An 18,476-nucleotide genomic window follows, 5' to 3' on the forward strand; every position below is an offset into this window, starting at 1 on the left:
AATTAGTATGTCAAAATAATAAAAATATACTATTTTTTTATCTTTTTAATAATCCCATCTATGATACGGGGATAATGCTGGTGTTCTAATTGCTGGCCTTTAAACTTAATCATTTCCAAATTATCGTCTTTGTCAATGCGATATTTTGCCTGATAAATATATTCTCCTTCATCGTAATTTTCATCAACATAATGTATCGTTATTCCGCCCTCAGTTTCCTTGGCGGTCATCACTGCATTATGTACATGATCTCCATACATTCCTTTTCCGCCAAACTTAGGTAATATAGCAGGGTGTATGTTTACAATACGTCCAGGATATTCATTTATTAAATTTTTAGGGATTAGCCATAAAAATCCTGCTAATACAATCAGATCAACATCCAGATTTTTTAACAGATCAATAATATTATCGGTTTGATAAAATTCATGTCTGTCAAAAATATGTGAAGGGATTTCAAAATTGTCCGCCCGCTGTAATACGTACGCATCAGGGTTGTTTGTAAGCACCAATGCAATTTCTACTTCAGGGTTATTTTTAAAATGCTCCATTAGCTTTTGGGCGTTAGATCCTGACCCTGAGGCAAATATGGCTATACGTTTTTTCATGGGGCAATATAAATTGAGGCTATTTATTCTTTTTCAAAGGTAGTAATGTTATCATTATGTCCAAAAATAGCATTTTAAGCGTTTAATGAAAGCTTTTAATTCGGTTTTTTGGTTGATAAATATAGCTCATTATTAGTGAGCAGCTCTGCATTAGAATGTAGCTGATTCGACAATAGTTCGATGTTGCTTGTGAAACAGGTACTTTTTCCGAACAATCGGTGTTTTAAGGCCGATTTATACTAATATCCAACACGCATCTATTTATGTTGGAGAAGATTAAAAAAAATATTTATGTTCTGATTTTGCATTTTAAAAACATTAGTTCTATATTTGCAGTCCGAAAAATAAGAAGAAATAAAAGAGCTGGTCTCAACATAAAATATTTTAATAACAAAAAATGGCAAATCATAAATCTTCATTAAAAAGAATTAGAGCAAACGCAACTAAACGTTTACGTAATAGATATCAAGCAAAAACAACTCGTACGTTTATTAAAAGACTGCGTGCTGCTGAAGATAAAAAAACAGGACTAGAATTACTTCCTAAAGTAGTTTCTATGTTAGATCGTTTAGCCAAAAAAAGCGTTATTCACAAAAATAAAGCAGCTAACAACAAATCTAAATTAACTAAGTTTGTTAATAGCTTAAAATAAACATAGCTTTACTATATTGTAAAAGGGATATGCATTGCATATCCCTTTTTTTATATTCAAAAAAGCCTTCCAATGAAACCATATCAACCAAAACTGGGGATAAAATTATGGGCTGAGGCAGATAGGCCTCGGGAAAAGCTACTGCTTAACGGCCGCAGGCATTTAACTGATGCTGAGCTTATCGCTATTTTAATTGGTTCTGGAAACAGAAATGAAAGTGCTGTTGATCTAAGCAAGCGAATACTTGCCGAGTATGGAAATGATCTGGATGCACTAGGCAAAGTTTCTGTTAAAAGCCTGTCGAAGTTTAAAGGTATTGGGGAAGCAAAGGCCATAGCTATAGTTGCCGCATTAGAACTCGGTAGAAGAAGAAAGGATACAGGAGCAACAGAGGTGGTGAATATTGTGTCGTCAAAGGATGCCTTTGAAGTAATGATGCCGGTCTTTGCCGATTTAAATCATGAAGAGTTTTGGATCTTGATTTTAAATACTGCAAATAGGGTAATTGGAAAGCAGATTATTAGCAAAGGTGGATTGGCAGGCACAGTGGCAGACCCAAAAATTATTTTTAAAACTGCAATTGAGCATAACGCAGCTTTTATTATTCTTGCTCATAATCATCCTTCAGGAAATCTAAAGCCTAGCAGTCAGGATTTGCAGCTTACAAAGAAGCTGGTCGAGGGAGGGAAGATGCTTGATTTACAAGTATTGGACCACCTTATTTTTACAGATAAGGGATATTATAGCTTTGGGGATCAAGGGTTAATCTGATAATGGTATTTCTCTTTTAGCATTCCCTTTTAAAATATTATCTTTGCGTTTTCCCCGTATTTCATACTAGATACCAGATAATGAAGATTTCATACAATTGGCTTAAACAATTCATACAAACTGATAAAACACCTCAGGAACTTTCTCTTATATTAACAAATATTGGACTGGAAGTAGAAAGCTTGGAAACCGTACAGCCTGTTGCTGGTGGTTTAGCCGGATTGGTTATAGGTTATGTGTTAACTTGCGTACAACATCCTAATGCAGATCGTCTTCGTGTAACAACTGTTGATGTTGGCGGACCAGATATTTTACAAATTGTTTGTGGTGCTCCAAACGTAGCTCAGGGCCAAAAGGTTGTGGTTGCTACTGTTGGTACTACCGTCTACCCAAATGAAGGAGAGCCTTTTAAAATCAACAAATCAAAAATAAGGGGAGAGGTATCTGAAGGGATGATCTGTGCAGAAGATGAGATCGGTTTGGGCGTTTCTCATGACGGAATTCTTGTTTTGCCAACTGATACTGCAATTGGTCTTTCTGCTAAAGAATATTTTAAACTGGAAGACGATTATCTTTTTGAAATAGGTTTAACACCTAACAGAGCAGATGCTGCTTCGCATTTGGGTGTAGCAAGAGATTTAGCCGCTTATTTCCGCACCAGTATTCAGATGCCTGATATTTCTGGCTTTAAAACAAATAACGAAAACCTTAAAATTGAAGTTAAGGTTGAAGATACCAGTGCTTGTCCGCGTTATAGCAGTGTTACCATAAGTGGGGTTACTGTTAAAGCTTCTCCAGACTGGCTTCAGGATAAATTAAAAGTAATTGGCATCAGGCCGATCAATAATATCGTAGATATAACCAATTATGTTTTACATGATCTGGGTTTACCTCTTCATGCTTTTGATGCCGATCAGATAAAAGGAGCTAAAGTTTTTGTTAAGAAGTGTGCTGAAGGAACACCTTTTGTAACACTTGATGGAGTTGAGCGCAAGCTTTCTGCTGAAGATTTGATGATCTGTAATGCAGAAGAACCTATGTGTATTGCAGGCGTTTTCGGCGGCAAAAGCTCTGGGATAACTGAAACTACTAAAAATGTATTTCTGGAAAGTGCTTACTTCGACTCTGTTTCTGTGCGCAAAACATCTAAACGCCATGGTTTAAAAACAGATGCCTCGTTCAGATATGAGCGTGGTGCTGATCCGGAGATAACAACTTTTGCTTTAAAACGTACAGCGTTATTAATTCAGGAATTGGCAGGTGGCGAAATTGCCTCGTCAGTTTCAGATGTTTACGCTAATCCTATAAAGCCTTTTGATGTTGAAGTTAGCTATCAGAACATCAATAAATTAATTGGAGCTAGTATTCCTGATGCAGAAATTAAAGGTATAATTACAGCATTAGGGATTGAAGTAGCCAAAGAAACAACCGAAGGCTTGGAACTTAAAGTGCCAAGTTTTAAAGTTGATGTAACCCGCGAATGCGATATTACTGAAGAGGTTTTAAGGATTTATGGCTATAACAATATTGAGATCCCTAATAAAATAAACGCATCGCTGTCTTATAGCGCTAAGCCAGACAAAGAGCAAACACAGCATGTGATTGCTGATATGTTAACTGCTAATGGCTTTTTAGAGATCTGGTGTAATTCATTAACCAAGGGAGCTTATTCAAAAGTGCCTGAAGAAGCAGTACAGATCTTAAATCCATTAAGTTCAGATTTAAATGTAATGCGTCAGGAATTGCTATTACCTGCCCTGGAGAGTGTTGCTTATAATTTAAACAGGAAAACTGCCGACATTAAATTTTATGAATTTGGTAAAACCTACCATTTGATAGATGAGAAATATGTAGAGCGTGCGAGGTTATTAATCGTGTTATCAGGTTCTAATCAATCTGAGCAATGGAACCATAAGGCCGCTCCGGTAAGTTTTTATAATTTAAAAGCCGCAGTTGATGCAGTTATTGGTCGCCTTGGCATAACAAACTATCAAACCGAAGAAGTTAAAAACGAAAGCTTTGCTTTTGGTTTAAAATACTTTAGAGGTGATAAAGCAATTGTAACTTTTGGAGCTGTAACAAATGCCGACAAAAAGAAAGCTGACATTGATAAAGATGTTTATTATGCAGATTTTGACTGGGCACAGCTTTTAGATATTGTAAAGAAAAATAAAATTATAAATAAAGAAGTTCCTAAGTACCCATCAGTAAGAAGAGACCTATCTATGTTGGTAGATACTAATGTGACTTTTGATGATTTAAAGACCATAGCGTTCAAAACAGAGCGGAAACTGATTAAGAATGTACAGGTGTTTGATGTGTACGTTGGAGATAAATTACCTGCAGGAAAGAAATCATATGCACTTAATTTTACCCTTCAGGACGAAGAGCAAACATTAACTGATAAGCAGATTGATTCCGTTATGCAAAAGATTATATCTAACTTAGCGCAAACAGCGAAAGCAGAAATCAGAAAATAGATTAGCCTTTTCTGAAAAAATAAAATTTTTAAATAAAAAACAACTTTAGTAGAATGTCTTCCGTAGCAGATCAATTAAATTCAGTATTGCAAAAAACAACTCGTTTAATAGAGCTTTGTAATGCTTTGCAGGAAGAAAATGATTTACTAAAGCTTGAAAACCAGTCAGTAAAAGTTGCCCTTGATACATCAAAAAACAAGAACACTGAGCTTGAAGAAAAGCTTAGAGTTTTGAAGCTTGCGAAAAGTATTGAAGGAACAAGTGAAAAGACACTTGATATAAAGCAAAAAATTAACGATTTTGTGCGTGAAATAGATAAGTGTGTTGTATTACTTAAGAAATAAGGAATACTTGAAAAAGTGAAACAAAGCTAAAAAATGGGAGAAATCTCTATAAAAATAACTATTTCCGATCGTATCTACCCCTTAAAGGTTAATACAGAAGAGGAAGAAATTGTAAGGCGAGCAGCCAAGATTATTAACGAGCGCATAAAAGATTATCAGGAAAATTATGCGGTTCGCGATAAACAGGATTTGCTTTCTATGGCAGTACTGCATTATGCAACGGCAGTATTGAGGGTAGAAAACAAAGTCCAGGATCAGGATACAGCTGTTGCCGAGAAGGTGGAAGAATTGGATAGTTTATTAAATGATTTTTTTTCGAAATAAGATCGTTCTTTATATTAGTTAAGACAACAAAGATATTAGCCGCAGCTAGGTTTTTGAGTTTCATTATTTTTAAAACTTAACACTTCAATATTTATAGGATTAAGAAGGTGTATTTCATTTGCATTTATGTACCTGAAAATGACTTAAATCCTAATTATAATTAGTTGAGGTTTTTAAAACTTTGGGGCTCAATAAAGTTAGTTGCGGTTTTTTTTTAAACGAATTTTTAACAGTGATGCAGCGTGTATGAGCTGATTTATATAGAAAAATAGAATGGAAATATTAGGATACGTACTTGCCGGATTAGTAATCGGCATTTTAATAGGTAGATATCTGCTGCGTAGCCTGCTTAAGAAGCAGGAAATTGCAGTTCAGAGCAAGGTAAAGAAGATACTTAAGGATGCGGAAAGTAACGCTGAGATCTTAAAAAAAGATAGATTGCTAGAGGCAAAAGAGAAATTCCTGCAAATGAAATCTGAACACGAGCAAGAAGTAAATTCCAAAAATAACCAGATCAATCAACGAGAGAATACACTAAAACAAAAAGAGCAGTCTTTAAATCAGAAGCTTGAAAATGCTACCCGCAAAGATCAGGAACTTGATAATCATAAAAAGAACCTGGAAAAGCAAACTGAAATTGCATTAAAGAAACAGGAAGAAGTTGAGTTGTTGAAAAACCAGCATGTAAAGCAATTAGAAACTATTGCAGGTTTAAGCGCTGACGAGGCAAAAAGCCAGTTGGTTGAAACAATGAAACAGGAGGCGCGCACACAGGCGATGATCCAGGTTAAGGACATTGTTGATGAAGCGAAGCTTACTGCAACAAAAGAAGCAAAGAAAGTAGTTATACAGACCATACAGCGTACAGCAGTTGAGGCTGCTATTGAGAATACAGTTTCAGTTTTTCATATCGAAAGTGACGAAATCAAGGGACGTGTTATTGGGCGAGAAGGCCGTAATATCCGTGCTTTGGAAGCGGCAACAGGTATTGAGATTATTGTAGATGATACTCCGGAAGCGATCATCTTATCAGGATTTGATCCGGTAAGAAGAGAGATTGCGCGTTTAGCTTTACACCGTTTGGTAACTGATGGTAGAATTCATCCTGCCCGTATTGAAGAGGTAGTTGCTAAAACCAAGAAGCAGATTGAAGATGAAATTGTAGAGATAGGGGAACGTACTGTAATTGATTTGGGTATCCACGGCTTACATCCTGAATTGATCCGAATGGTTGGTCGTATGCGTTACCGCTCATCTTACGGACAAAATTTATTACATCACTCGCGCGAGGTTGCTAATTTCTGTGCTACTATGGCGGCAGAACTTGGTTTAAATGCAAAAATGGCAAAACGCGCAGGTCTGTTACATGATATAGGTAAGGTACCTGATGATAATCCGGAATTACCTCACGCTATTTTAGGTATGCAACTGGCTGAGAAGTATAAGGAACATCCTGAAATTTGTAATGCAATTGGAGCTCACCACGACGAGATAGAAATGACTTCTATGATATCTCCTATTGTACAGGCTTGTGATGCAATATCAGGAGCACGCCCAGGTGCAAGACGCGAGGTGGTTGAAAGTTATATTAAACGACTAAAGGAGTTAGAAGAACTTGCGCTTTCTTATCCAGGTGTGGAGAAAACATTTGCGATACAGGCGGGTAGAGAGCTTAGAGTTGTGGTTGAAAGTGAAAGGGTAACTGATCAGCAAGCAGAACTATTGGCAGCTGATATTTCAAACCGTATTCAAACCGAGATGACTTATCCAGGTCAGATTAAAGTAACTGTTATCAGAGAGACCAGGTCGGTTTCTTTTGCGAAATAGCATAAGCGAACCTGCAATTATTATTGCAGGCTATTAATATTTTATAAAAGCGACGGTTTATTCTGTCGCTTTTTTTATTTTTACTCAGTAAACTTATAACGATATGAAAACGGAGCAAAGAAGTGAGGTAGATGTCCTTTTTGATAAATATGCTGAAAGCCATCAAAACCCTTCAAATGAAATTATTCACTGGATTTGTGTCCCTCTAATTGTGTTTAGTTTATTAGGTTTGGTTTGGGCCATTCCTTTTCCGCATATCGGATTTTTGGGTAGGTACAATGGTTACCTGAACTGGGCTTCGTTCTTAATCGCCTTTTCTGTTTATTACTATTTAAAACTTTCTCCTGTACTATCGTACCTGATGCTGTTGCTCATTTTTGGAATGAGTATGATCATTGTTCAGCTGGAGAAGTGGGAAGCTAGTGGTGGACCAGCATTGTGGCTGGTGTGTTTGGTGATTTTTGTAATTGCATGGATAGGACAGTTTATAGGCCATAAAATTGAAGGAAAGAAGCCTTCGTTTTTAGATGATGTTAAGTTTCTATTAATCGGGCCGATTTGGTTATTGCACTTTATTTGCAAAAAAGTAGGGCTAAGATACTGAGCCTAATGGTACTTAACATAGGGTTAACATTCTGGTAAACGAATGGTAATTTATACCTAACATATACCTAACATTGTGGTAATAACTTTGCTGGAAATTAATATACGGCAAATTGAAATCACAACTAAATCTTAAAAAGGCAATAATTACGGCCTTATTTGTAATTATCGGCACAGCAGTACTTGCACAAACGGGCAAAATTTCAGGAAAGGTATCTGATAAGAAAACCGGTGAAACACTTATTGGTGTTACGGTTAAGATTGCGGGTACAACAAAGGGTGTAGCAACAGATGTAGAGGGGAAATATGTAATTGGAACTTTAGCTGCAGGGAAATATGAGCTTGAAGCCTCTTATGTAGGATTCACTACAAAAAGGATTACGGATGTAATCGTGAAGGAAGGAAGCACAACAGTAGTTGATGTGACAATGGATGACTCCAATGATCAAAAACTTAATGAAGTTGTAGTAACTGGAGTGGCTGGAAAGGAAAGTCAGACTGCAATTCTAATGAGCCAGAAAAACGCAACTGAAATCAAACAAGGTATCGGAATTCAGGAGTTATCAAGAAAAGGAATAAGTGACGTTGAAGAAGGATTAACCAAGATTACTGGTATTACAAAAGTAGATGGCAGGGGCCTTTTTGTAAGGGGACTGGAAGACCGGTATAACAATTTGTTGATAAATGGTTTAGCGGTTCCTTCTAACAATCCATTTAAGAAAATAATTCCTTTAGACCTATTTCCGACAGATATCGTAAGTGTGTTAGAGACTTACAAGACTTTTAACTCAAGTCTATATGGTGATTTTGCGGGTGGAACTTTTAATATCGTTACATCGAGAGCAGATAAAAGCATAACTAAAATTAATATAGGAACAAGCTTTATTTCTAACAGCAGCTTTAAGAAATTCTTGAAGTCGGAAGATGCTACCTCTATTGGTGACTATTTTGGCTTTACTGGAAGCGACAGAGAATTGCCAAATGTGTTTGGAAAGGTTCCCTCTGCGTATACGATGTCTGCAAATGAGGCAAATACGCAATTTGGTTCGGGGTTTGATGTGAATAATGATAAAGCACCATTAAACAGCAATATTGGTATTTTACACGGTAATAGAATAGAACTGAAAAACCAACGCTTTTTCCAATATCTAATTTCAATCAATACAGATAATAACTACCAAGCTAGAGAAGGAGTAGACCGTTTTTTCAGTACAGCACAAGGTATTTACGACAATAATTTGTACACAAAGGTTTATAGGTTTTCTACCAATTCGTCTTTGTTAGGGGCTTTAAGTTATGCGAGCAATCGATTAAATCTTAATTTGAATGCTTTTTATCTGAAAGGCACTGAGAGTATGATCCAGGACCAGCTAGGTTATACCAACAGTCAATCAACAGTTAATAATGCTTTTATCAGGTTAAATCAATTACAGAAAACAGATTTGTTCACTGGACAGCTGTTTGCGAATTATAAATTGACCGAAGACGATGCTCATAGCATAAGAGCCGGAGTTTCATACTCAAAAGCGAAATATCAATTGCCCGACAGAAAGTTTTTCAGAGGAACGCAAATTGATGAAAATACCACAGCAATAAGTTATTCAGGTAATAGTGTTGTTAGACAATACATGGACTTTAATGGAGATTTCTTTGCATCAGGGTTGTTGGAGTATAATTGGAAGTTTGGAAATGCAGATTTAGCAAAGGCCCACAAACTATCGGTAGGCTACAATGGCTCGTTTAATAAAATGGAATCTGATTTTAGATTTTTAATATCACAAAGCTTAGGATCTAATGGTGCTACTTTTCCAACAAACGAGCCCGATGCGATTTTAGCTTCAGAAATTTCTAGTGGAAATTTCAGCTATATGGAGGGTTCCAATTCAACCTATAATGCAAGGATGCAGGAAGGTGTTAATGCGGGTTATTTTGATCTGGCTTTAAGATTTAATGATAAGCTGAATTTAAACTTAGGAAGTAGATTCGAGCAGTCGCAACGGATTACGAGATATAGAAACCCTGGAAGTTTTGACGATCCATTTCAGAAAATCACAAAAGATAATTTTGATATCTTGCCCTCGGCGAACTTAAAATATGCTTTAACAGAGAAGGCAAATTTTAGAGTTTCTGCTTCTAAAACGTTAACAAAACCAGTGGTAATGGAAGCTTTTCCATTGGAATTTGTTAATCCAGATGCAACAATAGAAAATGGTAATCCTAACGTAATTAATAGCAAAAATTATAACATAGATGTGAAATATGAATTGTTTCCTACTAGCAAGGAGATGATAGCCATCACTGGTTTTGCCAAATATTTACAGGACCCGATCGAAAGATTGTTTAAACCGTCAGCTGGTAGCGGAGGTTTGGCAATTACCTATGATAATTCCAAGAAGGCAATTCTTTATGGAGCAGAGCTAGAGTTACTGGTTCAATTAAGCAGGATACATGAATCACTATCTAAATTTTCACTTGGTTTCAATACTTCTTTGATGTTTACAGAAGCGACTATAGATAGAGTTAAAAATAATGCCGAGGTAGCAACTCTAGGGGATAAAAGTACAAGGAAACTTCAAGGTGCTTCACCTTGGTTAATTAATGCGGATATCAAATACGAAACTGATTTCAGCAAAAAATGGAAAAATACAATGACTTTGGCCTACAATGTATACGGGGAGCGCATTTACGCGGTAGGTACCAATGGGTTGGATAGTTATTATGAAAAACCTTTTGGTAAACTCGATTTTATCTGGAATAATAAGATCTCAGATAAATGGGACGTCAAGTTTGGAGTTGAGAACATCTTAAATCCAACCTATAAAATAGAACTGGGTGATAAAAACAAAATTAATGTTTTGGAAGATGATTTAACGGTTAAGGATTATAAACGAGGCGTAGGTGTATCATTAGGTCTAGGATATACACTCTAGTAAATAGTCGTTAACGTTGCCTTAACAAATCAGTAACATAAAGGTAAACCTGTGTTAATGTGGAGGCAATATGTATGAGGTAAATTTGAAATAAATATAAACGGATAAAAACAAATCTTATAAAAATGAAAAAAGTATTATTTGCACTAGCAATTTCGGCGTCAATATTCACTGGATGCTCTAAAGATGATGATGAACCTATTATAAAAGTTCCTGTTGAAGGTGAGATCACAGGAGATATCACTGCCAACAAAACCATTGCTTATGGCAACTATACGCTAAAAGGAATGGTTAAGATAGCTGCAGGTGTAACTGTAACTATTGAAAAAGGTACTACCATTACTGCAGATAAATCTAATGGTGAAGATGGTTTTGTTGTTTTAAAGAACGGAACCTTAATTGCTAATGGAACTGCTGACGAGCCTATTGTTTTCACAGAAAAATCTAAAGTAAGTGGATCATGGGGCGGTATCATCATGTACGGCGATGCGCCAATTATTGGTTCTGGTGGTGTTACTTCTGTAACATCTGAAGATGGCTTACTTCAAACCTATGGTGGCACTAACAGTACTCACAGCAGTGGTTCGTTAAAGTATGTTAGAGTTGAATATGCTGGAATGGTGATTACTTCTAATAGTAAAGAACATAATGGTTTTTCTTTTTATTCAGTAGGTTCTGGTACTGTGCTTGAAAACCTGGTTTCGTATAAAGGTAATGACGATGGTTTCGAATTTTACGGAGGTACTGTAAGTGCGAAAAACTTAATCTCATACGGTAATTCTGATGATTCTTTCGACTGGCAAGATAGCTGGAGAGGAGAGAACAATACAAACTGGTTCGCTTATCAAACTGGTAAAGGAAACTATGGTATGGAAGTAGAAGCAAAAGGTAATAATAATGCATTCTGGCCAAAAGTTACTAATATCACTTTAAAAAGAGCTGCTGGTACGACAACTGAAGCACCGGCTGGAGAAATTCAGTTAGATGCCTTCCAGTTTAAGTCTAATGGAAATGGCGATTTTAGCAATATTGTTGTCGATGGATATGTAAGCCAAACAACTCCTACTGCTTTCAATGGCGGGGTAGTTCAGATTTTAGATTTGAACACATATAACAACCAAGTCTTAACAGGTAAAATTAAGTTAACTAATATTAAGGTAACTAATTCACCTAATTTGTTCATCACTGGTGCCACTGGTTTTACAGTATCTGCTACTAGCTTCGGAGCAAATTGGGGGCTTACAACTACAGCAACTGGTGCAGCTCTTACAGCTGGTAAATGGGCTACAGTTGATGGTGTGAATTTGTTAGCTAATTTATAGTATTAATAAGCGCTTTAAGAAGCAGTACACAAGGCGGTTGTTCTCCCAACATTGGAGAACAACCGCTTTTTATTTTGAAAGTGGCTCATAGGCATAAACAACCTTATAAGGTAAGTGCTTTAAGTTCGAAGAGAGCTGTCCTATGTTTAAATTCTCCTTTTGTGGAGTAGGCTCACATATAGAATACGTTTTGCCTTTGTAAACAATGGGTTGACCGATGGGTTTGTCAAATTGTACGGCCATGGTAATGTGTGTAGGGTAGAGCATGGCAATCATTGGCAGATCGTATATCTCTTTGACCAGGTAAAAGAAAAGTGCAGCCCTGTCGTCACAATCACTATATTTAGAGAATAGCGTTTCTTCTGGTGAGAGCCTTTTTTCTTTACCAAAATTTTCATCATCATCTTCATATAGAAAAGCATATCTGGTAAAGCGCATTAAATAGTCTATACCTTTTTTCTGTTTCATGCCACTCAAATTCTTTTTTAACAAGGGAATAAGAGAACCGTAAGTTTCTTTACTTAGAGGGATATTGAAATAAGATTCAAAGTCTACCACGGGATAATTGGTGAAAATAGTTTCTACTTCTTGATTTAGCTTAATATTGAAATGATAAGTTTTGTGCTTATAACTGAATTGAATTGGTTTTTCGTAATAATCCTCAGGCTTAAAATCTGGCATTCTAGTCACCTTATAAGAAAAAGCCTGTTTGGCATCAGGTATACTTAACATACCGTAAGGGGGCACTTTATTTAAATCAGCGAAGGCATAATCGTGATGATTTAAACACATATATTTTCTGCCTTTGAACATCGCAAATGGTATGTCAGAAATATCTTCATCGTTAAAAACATAAAATATGATGCGGTTATCTGCAATGGTAAGCCTGGCATCGTATCCCGATTTACCTAAAAGAAACCATTTGTAAAAAGTATATCGCTCATAGTTATCTTTTTTAGGGCTAATCTGCTGAGCTGTTTTTCTGATCAGTTGATAATAAAGCCAATCATTTAGCTGATGTTTCGTTTTGTAGGCAGTAAGCGTTTTTATTATAGACGAGTACTGGCCTGCATTTACTTTATTGTAGCTCGATTTAATGTATCGTTCTGAAAGCTCTGTTGGCGCATTTACAATTATAGAGGAATCGACTTCGAGGTTGAAGGTGTCGTTATAAAACTCAAAACTAATATTGTAGCTGCTAGTCTGACTGTACGCAAGTTGCGTAGTCAGCAGTAAAATTAGTGTACCGAATATTTTTAGCAAACGGCCCATGACTCTGTAGATTAATTAATATTATGGTAACATTAAATATACACAGAATTAACAATAGTTGCATATTAAGTTTTCGGCTTTAAAAAATTATATAATAATCAATAGTTAACAAGTACTTAACATCGTGCCACTACTTTTGTGGCATAAATATTTGGTTAGTATTTATATACGTTTAGGTTTAGTTGATAAAAAAAGCCCCGATGGATGTCAGGGCTTTTTTATTTAAAAATTCTTACCAATTTTCTCCAACATTTCAGGTGGGATATTTTGCATATCCACTACCAAAAAGCCATCAAGACAATCAGAAAATTTAGGATCAATATTGAAACAAATGATTTTGGCATTCAGATTCATATATTGTCTAAGCAATACCGGTATCTTAATGTGAGAGTTCTCAATGTCAGATATTAAGCTGTCAAGGTCTTTTAAAGAGTCACTGCTTTCAATTAAAAGATCCTTATCAATTGCAGAAAGATCTGCTTTAAATTTATTCTTAGGCTTTACATAATGTGCCAGCTCATAATCGAAGTGGTTCTTTGTAATATAGTCTACAATTAAAGACTTAGAGAACTTTGAAAAATTATTGCTGATACTTACCGGGCCAAACATATAGCGATAGTGAGGGTTATCTAGCAGGTATTTTAAGATGCCTTTCCACAACAAGAAAAGAGGAAGTGGTTTTTGCTGATATTCTTTTCGGATCCAAGATCTGCCCAATTCAATTCCACGTCTTAAGATTGGGTAAAAAGGTTCTTTGATTTTGAAGAGTTCAGATAGGTAGAACCCGCGTCGGCCCATGGTATTTAAAATCTCGTCGCCTTTACCTATGCGATAAGCACCTACAATATTTTGCAGGTCTTTATCCCAGATGAAAAGATGGCTATAATAGATATCATAGTTATCCAGGTCAATCTTTTTATTTGTTCCTTCACCAACTTCTCTAAAGGTTATTTCTCTTAAACGGCCAATTTCTCTTAAAATATTTGGAATTGCTACTGTAGGGGCAATATATACTTCGTAGTTCTTTTCCTGCCATACTCTGAAGTTTTCAAGCTGATCAACTTCTTCTACAATTTTATTTCGATCCGTTTCGGTAATAACCTCTTCTGGCTTTTTCTTTATTTTAAATAGATTGATCGGATTGAACAATTTCTTCTCTTGTTCTAAACCAGTTCCAAGAGCATAGGTACGCGCCCTAAGAAAATCGAGTAGTTTATTGGTGTTATTCCTGTAAGAAACATCTTCTATATTAATAGGCTTACCAATTCTTACTTTTATTTTTAAACCTTGTTTGTTTAAAAACTCTGAAGGCAATTTAGCTGTTCTTAATGTGGGATGGATAAAGCTAAGGATATTGAATAAAACGCCATTGTTACCATGGAAATAGATGGGCACTACCGGTAATTTGGCCCGGGCAATCAATTTTCCTACTACCGGATGCCATATTCTATCTGTAATTTCCTGCTTATCTAAGCTAAAGGTTGAAACCTCACCTGCCGGAAATATTCCTATTGGTGTGCCACTTTGCAGGAGATCGAAGGTAGCTTTTAGACCGCTAATGCTTGAGGTGTGCTGAACATTTTCAAAAGGGTTTACTGCTACAAAGAACTCACTTAGATTAGGGATCTTTTTAAGTATAAAGTTAACCATCACCTTTGCCTCGGGCCTTACAGTACAAAGTAATTTTACAAGAGCAAGGCCTTCAACACCACCGTAAGGATGGTTTGCTATTGCAATAAAACCTCCGGTTTTGGGAATGTTTTTAAGGTCGTCCTCGTCAAAGTCGATACTAACGCCTATGGTTTCTAAAATCTTATCGACAAATTCTAAACCACTAAAGTGCTCATTCTGCGAAAAAACCTTGTTGATGTCATTAAGTTTCATCATCTCCATGAGTAAAGCAGCAAGTCCGGGTACGCCCAGTTTATCTATTTTAGTAGCTTTTGCAAACTCTTGGGTAGTTATGATCTTCATTTAAATTCCAGTTTGTGAAACATTATCCAACCTCAAAAGTAAGATTTATATTTTTAATCGTTGGCGACATACTAAAATATAATACTATTCCTATTGTGGTTGGTATTTATAATATTCTGCTAATGTATATGATTACTGAGAAAATGCATGAAAGGCTATCTGCTTATGTACGAATTGAGGATAAGTATGTCGGAAATACAAAAGTACCGGAGAAAAATTTTAAGAGTAATGCCCAAAGCCCGGTTTCCCGCGAACATGAAATAATTGAAATAAATGGGACAGATAGTACAGCACTTATTGAGGTAAAAGGAATTGGGGCGGCTTTTGCCAGGAGGATAATAAATACAGGGAACGGATTGGAGGCTTTTATAAAAAGGAGCAGTTGCTTGAAGTATTTGGACTGGACTCGGTAAAATATGATGAGATCAGGAGTCAGGTTTCTGTGGATGATCAAAAATTGAAAAGAATTAATATTAATGCTGCAAGGATAGAGGATTTTAAGGGACATCCATATATAAGGTATAAACAAATAAATGCTATTATGGAGTATAGAAAACAACACGGAAATTATAGTAATATTGCTGACTTAAATAAGGTTGCTATTTTGGACCCGGAAACGGTGGGACGTTTGGCACCTTACCTTACTTTTTTGTCATGATAGAATCCAGAATAAAACAAACTGTACGCGATGTACATGATTTTCCAAAGCCGGGGATCATTTTTAAAGATATAACTCCCATACTAAAGGATCCGGGCTTGTGCATCGATATTACAGCCGCTTTGGCTAAACAACTTTCGAATGTGGCCATTGATGTGGTTGCAGGCATAGAGAGCAGAGGCTTTTTGTTTGGTCCATCTTTGGCCCAGCTATTAAATGTACCTTTTATACCAATTAGAAAGGCGGGCAAGTTGCCTTACAAAACTGTGCAGGAATCATATGATCTGGAATATGGTAGCGCAACCATAGAATGTCATCAGGACGCATTGCTTAAGGGGCAAAGGGTTTTAATTCATGACGATTTACTGGCCACAGGAGGGACAGTTGTTGCTGCATCTAAACTTGTAATGCAGATGGAAGCAACAGTAACTGCTTATTCTTTTATTATATCGTTGGATTTTCTGAACGGCAGGGATCGATTGAACCCATATGGTAATGAGGTTTTTTCTTTGGCCTCGTACTAGTTTTGTTAATCGATTAGATTACTGGCTTGATATAAGCACAAGATTAATAGAGTAAGTGCAATTAATTTTAAAATTAGAATAGAAAAACGAGGGCTAAGGATAGGCATAATTCTGCAGCTTATTTTTTGTATGCTGAAATGAGCGGGATTTTTTTTAAACTTGTTGCAAAATTAGCAACGCTTTTAATTAAAATCAACTGAGTAAATACGCAGGTTTTATTGAGGGGATTTCTCTAAATTGATATAAAATGAAATCGAAAGGGAATTTTGGAGATTATTCAAGGAACTTTATTACTGATGTTCCTGCCGACTTAAAGAGTGAACAAGCATTGTTCTTTGAGCAAACTATTCCAAGATTTGCCGAAGAAGCCATTTATATCTATTCATTTAAAGAGAACAGAATGATTTTTGCCAGCGGCTGGGAAGAGGTTGTTGGATATAAGGATGATGAAATAAATATGCTGGCGATAGTAAATATGTCGGCCCCGGAATTTGCTCCTTTCTCACACGATCTTAATGATAAAGCTCTCAAATTTATTCATAACAAGTCAAAAGATCTGGAGAAGTATAGTTTTACTATAGAACTTAAAAAGATCCATAAAAATGGTCAGGAAATCCCTATCTCAGCAAGGGTAGGTGTTTTTAGTTCTGAGAATGGTAAAATCGAATCTATTATAGGCCGTTTTCAAATTAACAAAAGTCTTATTTTTGGAAAGATAATGAGATATGCGGCTTATGGCCCTGATAAGGAAAAATTTGAAGAGGAATTAAACAAGATATTGTTTTACCACTTGGCTATATCTAACAAAGAGAAGGAGGCACTTTCGCTTGTGGCAAAAGGCTACTCCTTCAAAGAAATTGCCCATGAATTGGGTGTTTCGCATTCGGCAATCGAAAAAAGGATAATTCCTCTTTACAAACGCTTTGATGTTAAAAGCTTAACGCACCTGGTTAGCTTTGCATATGATAATAATATACTTCCTTAATTAAATTGCATCGAGGTTTACGGTTGTAATATTTGATCTCTCTACACCTATATTTTCTAATAATGTTTCCCAGCGTTCTTCAGAGTGCCTGTCTGGGTCGTCATTACCCATAACCCAGATAATACTCTTTTCCTTGATGGCTTTTTTATTTAATTCGCCACAGCTTAAATTATTAAGGATGTTATAGAATTGTTTTGCGCTTAAAATGTCGTCTTGTACATTTCCACCTGGATTAATATCATCAATAACCAGTAATGAAGAGTTTCTCCATGACCAGGCTCCAGGTTTTGTAATTGGTGGGTTATCTTCATCCTCAAAAAATAAACAAAGTAGTTTTACTGCTGTAATGTAACTGCAGCTGTTATTTTTAATAGATGATTCTGTTGCAATTCCGACTGATAGCATTGTTTTACCACTGCCTCTGGAGCCAAATAGCAACATATGTTTTCCGGGTTCATTGTGCTTCAGAAAGTTTAGAATTAGTGTTTTATTGTCTTCTTTTATTTGTTGGTTCCATTGACTTAATCGCAACTGAAAAGGATAGCCAGCATTTTGGATAAACATTTTTGTAGTATACCAATAGTAGAAGGGATAGATAACCAATAATACTAACACAATAAGGCCAATTAACATACCTTGGTGAAACTCACAGATCAGACCTGCAGCGAGTGCACCCATTCCAAAATAAACCAGATCAGTTAAAGTATCGAACGCAACATTTGTCCATGCTGGTTGAAATGTGTATTTGCCAGCTCCAAGAGCCTTACGTATGGATTCTGTTTTAAATAATAACGGCCATAGGAAATTAAAAAGTTCAAACAAAATCCAGCCACCCCAAACACCAAATGCCGCCCACAATTCAGGTTGGGACATATTGGTTTTTGCTTTAAGTACATTAAAAAGAAGTATTGTTGGAATAAAGCCTAAAGAAAAATGACCAAACTGGTTTGCCAGCCAAGAGTAAGTAAGCGTTACTCCTCTATAAGAATCTTTGCCTATAAGGTCGTTCTTTAATTGAGCGACAAGGTCTTTTACAGTAATAAACTTCATGAGATGCTTTAATTAGATAGTTCTAAGGGGGTAAAGCTAAAAAAAATAAAAAAAGTTTTCAGTGTATTTGACTTACTTAAAATCAGGAGGTAAGGTTAATGAACTAAATACCATTTCGTTCTAGTATTCTGCAAATTTAAACTTGTGTTTCT

The 18,476-nt window shown here is 36.1% G+C and carries 17 protein-coding genes; 13 read left to right on the forward strand and 4 right to left on the reverse strand.

Features of this window, described 5'->3' with window-relative positions:
- Positions 1 to 29: 29 nt before the first annotated feature.
- Positions 30 to 608, reverse strand: a complete 579-nt coding sequence (gene purN / locus AC6CH7_RS25270) for a phosphoribosylglycinamide formyltransferase (RefSeq protein ID WP_498265358.1) — start codon at positions 606 to 608, stop codon at positions 30 to 32.
- Positions 609 to 1,005: 397 nt separating this feature from the next.
- Here purN and rpsT point away from each other — a divergent pair, with 397 nt between their 5' ends.
- The 9 genes from rpsT to AC6CH7_RS25315 all read left to right on the forward strand — a co-directional run bounded on the left by rpsT (position 1,006) and on the right by AC6CH7_RS25315 (position 11,861).
- Entirely contained in the window at positions 1,006 to 1,260 is a 255-nt protein-coding gene (gene rpsT / locus AC6CH7_RS25275) for a 30S ribosomal protein S20 (protein WP_048907321.1), read from the forward strand.
- 72 nt (positions 1,261 to 1,332) lie between these two features.
- The gene (gene radC, locus AC6CH7_RS25280) at positions 1,333 to 2,031 is read left to right on the forward strand and encodes a RadC family protein (protein WP_498265359.1); all 699 of its coding nucleotides are present in this window, start codon (positions 1,333 to 1,335) and stop codon (positions 2,029 to 2,031) included.
- Between the two features lie 80 nt (positions 2,032 to 2,111).
- Positions 2,112 to 4,511, forward strand: coding sequence for a phenylalanine--tRNA ligase subunit beta (gene pheT / locus AC6CH7_RS25285; RefSeq protein ID WP_498265360.1), 2,400 nt, complete (start codon positions 2,112 to 2,114; stop codon positions 4,509 to 4,511).
- 53 nt (positions 4,512 to 4,564) lie between these two features.
- A complete protein-coding gene (locus tag AC6CH7_RS25290) occupies positions 4,565 to 4,855 on the forward strand; it encodes a coiled-coil domain-containing protein (RefSeq protein WP_048907317.1) in 291 nt (96 codons plus the stop codon).
- Between the two features lie 33 nt (positions 4,856 to 4,888).
- Positions 4,889 to 5,179, forward strand: coding sequence for a cell division protein ZapA (locus AC6CH7_RS25295; RefSeq protein ID WP_068891351.1), 291 nt, complete (start codon positions 4,889 to 4,891; stop codon positions 5,177 to 5,179).
- A 273-nt stretch (positions 5,180 to 5,452) separates the two neighbouring features.
- Positions 5,453 to 7,006 (forward strand): ribonuclease Y, encoded by a 1,554-nt coding sequence (gene rny / locus AC6CH7_RS25300; protein WP_048907315.1) that lies wholly within the window; start codon positions 5,453 to 5,455, stop codon positions 7,004 to 7,006.
- A gap of 103 nt (positions 7,007 to 7,109) precedes the next feature.
- Positions 7,110 to 7,610, forward strand: a complete 501-nt coding sequence (locus AC6CH7_RS25305; protein WP_172661239.1) for an Mpo1 family 2-hydroxy fatty acid dioxygenase — start codon at positions 7,110 to 7,112, stop codon at positions 7,608 to 7,610.
- A 112-nt stretch (positions 7,611 to 7,722) separates the two neighbouring features.
- Entirely contained in the window at positions 7,723 to 10,539 is a 2,817-nt protein-coding gene (locus AC6CH7_RS25310) for a TonB-dependent receptor (RefSeq protein WP_498265361.1), read from the forward strand.
- Positions 10,540 to 10,664: 125 nt separating this feature from the next.
- Complete coding sequence (locus AC6CH7_RS25315) at positions 10,665 to 11,861, forward strand: beta-helix domain-containing protein (protein ID WP_498265362.1); 1,197 nt, start codon at positions 10,665 to 10,667, stop codon at positions 11,859 to 11,861.
- Positions 11,862 to 11,930: 69 nt separating this feature from the next.
- On the opposite strand, the gene AC6CH7_RS25320 is transcribed toward AC6CH7_RS25315, so the two are convergent.
- On the reverse strand, positions 11,931 to 13,133 hold the full coding sequence (locus AC6CH7_RS25320; protein WP_498265363.1) for a hypothetical protein: 1,203 nt from the start codon (positions 13,131 to 13,133) through the stop codon (positions 11,931 to 11,933).
- A gap of 222 nt (positions 13,134 to 13,355) precedes the next feature.
- Positions 13,356 to 15,107, reverse strand: a complete 1,752-nt coding sequence (locus AC6CH7_RS25325; RefSeq protein WP_498265364.1) for a bifunctional lysophospholipid acyltransferase family protein/GNAT family N-acetyltransferase — start codon at positions 15,105 to 15,107, stop codon at positions 13,356 to 13,358.
- 14 nt (positions 15,108 to 15,121) lie between these two features.
- Between AC6CH7_RS25325 and AC6CH7_RS25330 the strand changes: the two genes are divergently transcribed.
- The 4 genes from AC6CH7_RS25330 (at position 15,122) to AC6CH7_RS25345 (ending at position 17,274) form a co-directional block, all read left to right on the forward strand.
- The gene (locus tag AC6CH7_RS25330; protein WP_498265365.1) at positions 15,122 to 15,520 is read left to right on the forward strand and encodes a hypothetical protein; all 399 of its coding nucleotides are present in this window, start codon (positions 15,122 to 15,124) and stop codon (positions 15,518 to 15,520) included.
- Complete coding sequence (locus tag AC6CH7_RS25335; protein ID WP_498265366.1) at positions 15,490 to 15,765, forward strand: ComEA family DNA-binding protein; 276 nt, start codon at positions 15,490 to 15,492, stop codon at positions 15,763 to 15,765. Before AC6CH7_RS25330 ends, AC6CH7_RS25335 begins: the two co-directional genes overlap by 31 nt.
- Positions 15,762 to 16,289: an adenine phosphoribosyltransferase gene (locus tag AC6CH7_RS25340; RefSeq protein ID WP_498265367.1), complete on the forward strand. Its 528-nt coding sequence runs from the start codon at positions 15,762 to 15,764 to the stop codon at positions 16,287 to 16,289. Before AC6CH7_RS25335 ends, AC6CH7_RS25340 begins: the two co-directional genes overlap by 4 nt.
- Before the next feature lie 247 nt (positions 16,290 to 16,536).
- Positions 16,537 to 17,274 (forward strand): LuxR C-terminal-related transcriptional regulator, encoded by a 738-nt coding sequence (locus tag AC6CH7_RS25345; RefSeq protein WP_498265368.1) that lies wholly within the window; start codon positions 16,537 to 16,539, stop codon positions 17,272 to 17,274.
- Here AC6CH7_RS25345 and AC6CH7_RS25350 read toward each other — a convergent pair whose 3' ends face one another.
- Positions 17,275 to 18,324, reverse strand: a complete 1,050-nt coding sequence (locus tag AC6CH7_RS25350; RefSeq protein ID WP_498265369.1) for a hypothetical protein — start codon at positions 18,322 to 18,324, stop codon at positions 17,275 to 17,277.
- Positions 18,325 to 18,476: the final 152 nt, after the last annotated feature.

The sequence above is a fragment of the Pedobacter sp. GQ55 genome (assembly GCF_059758925.1).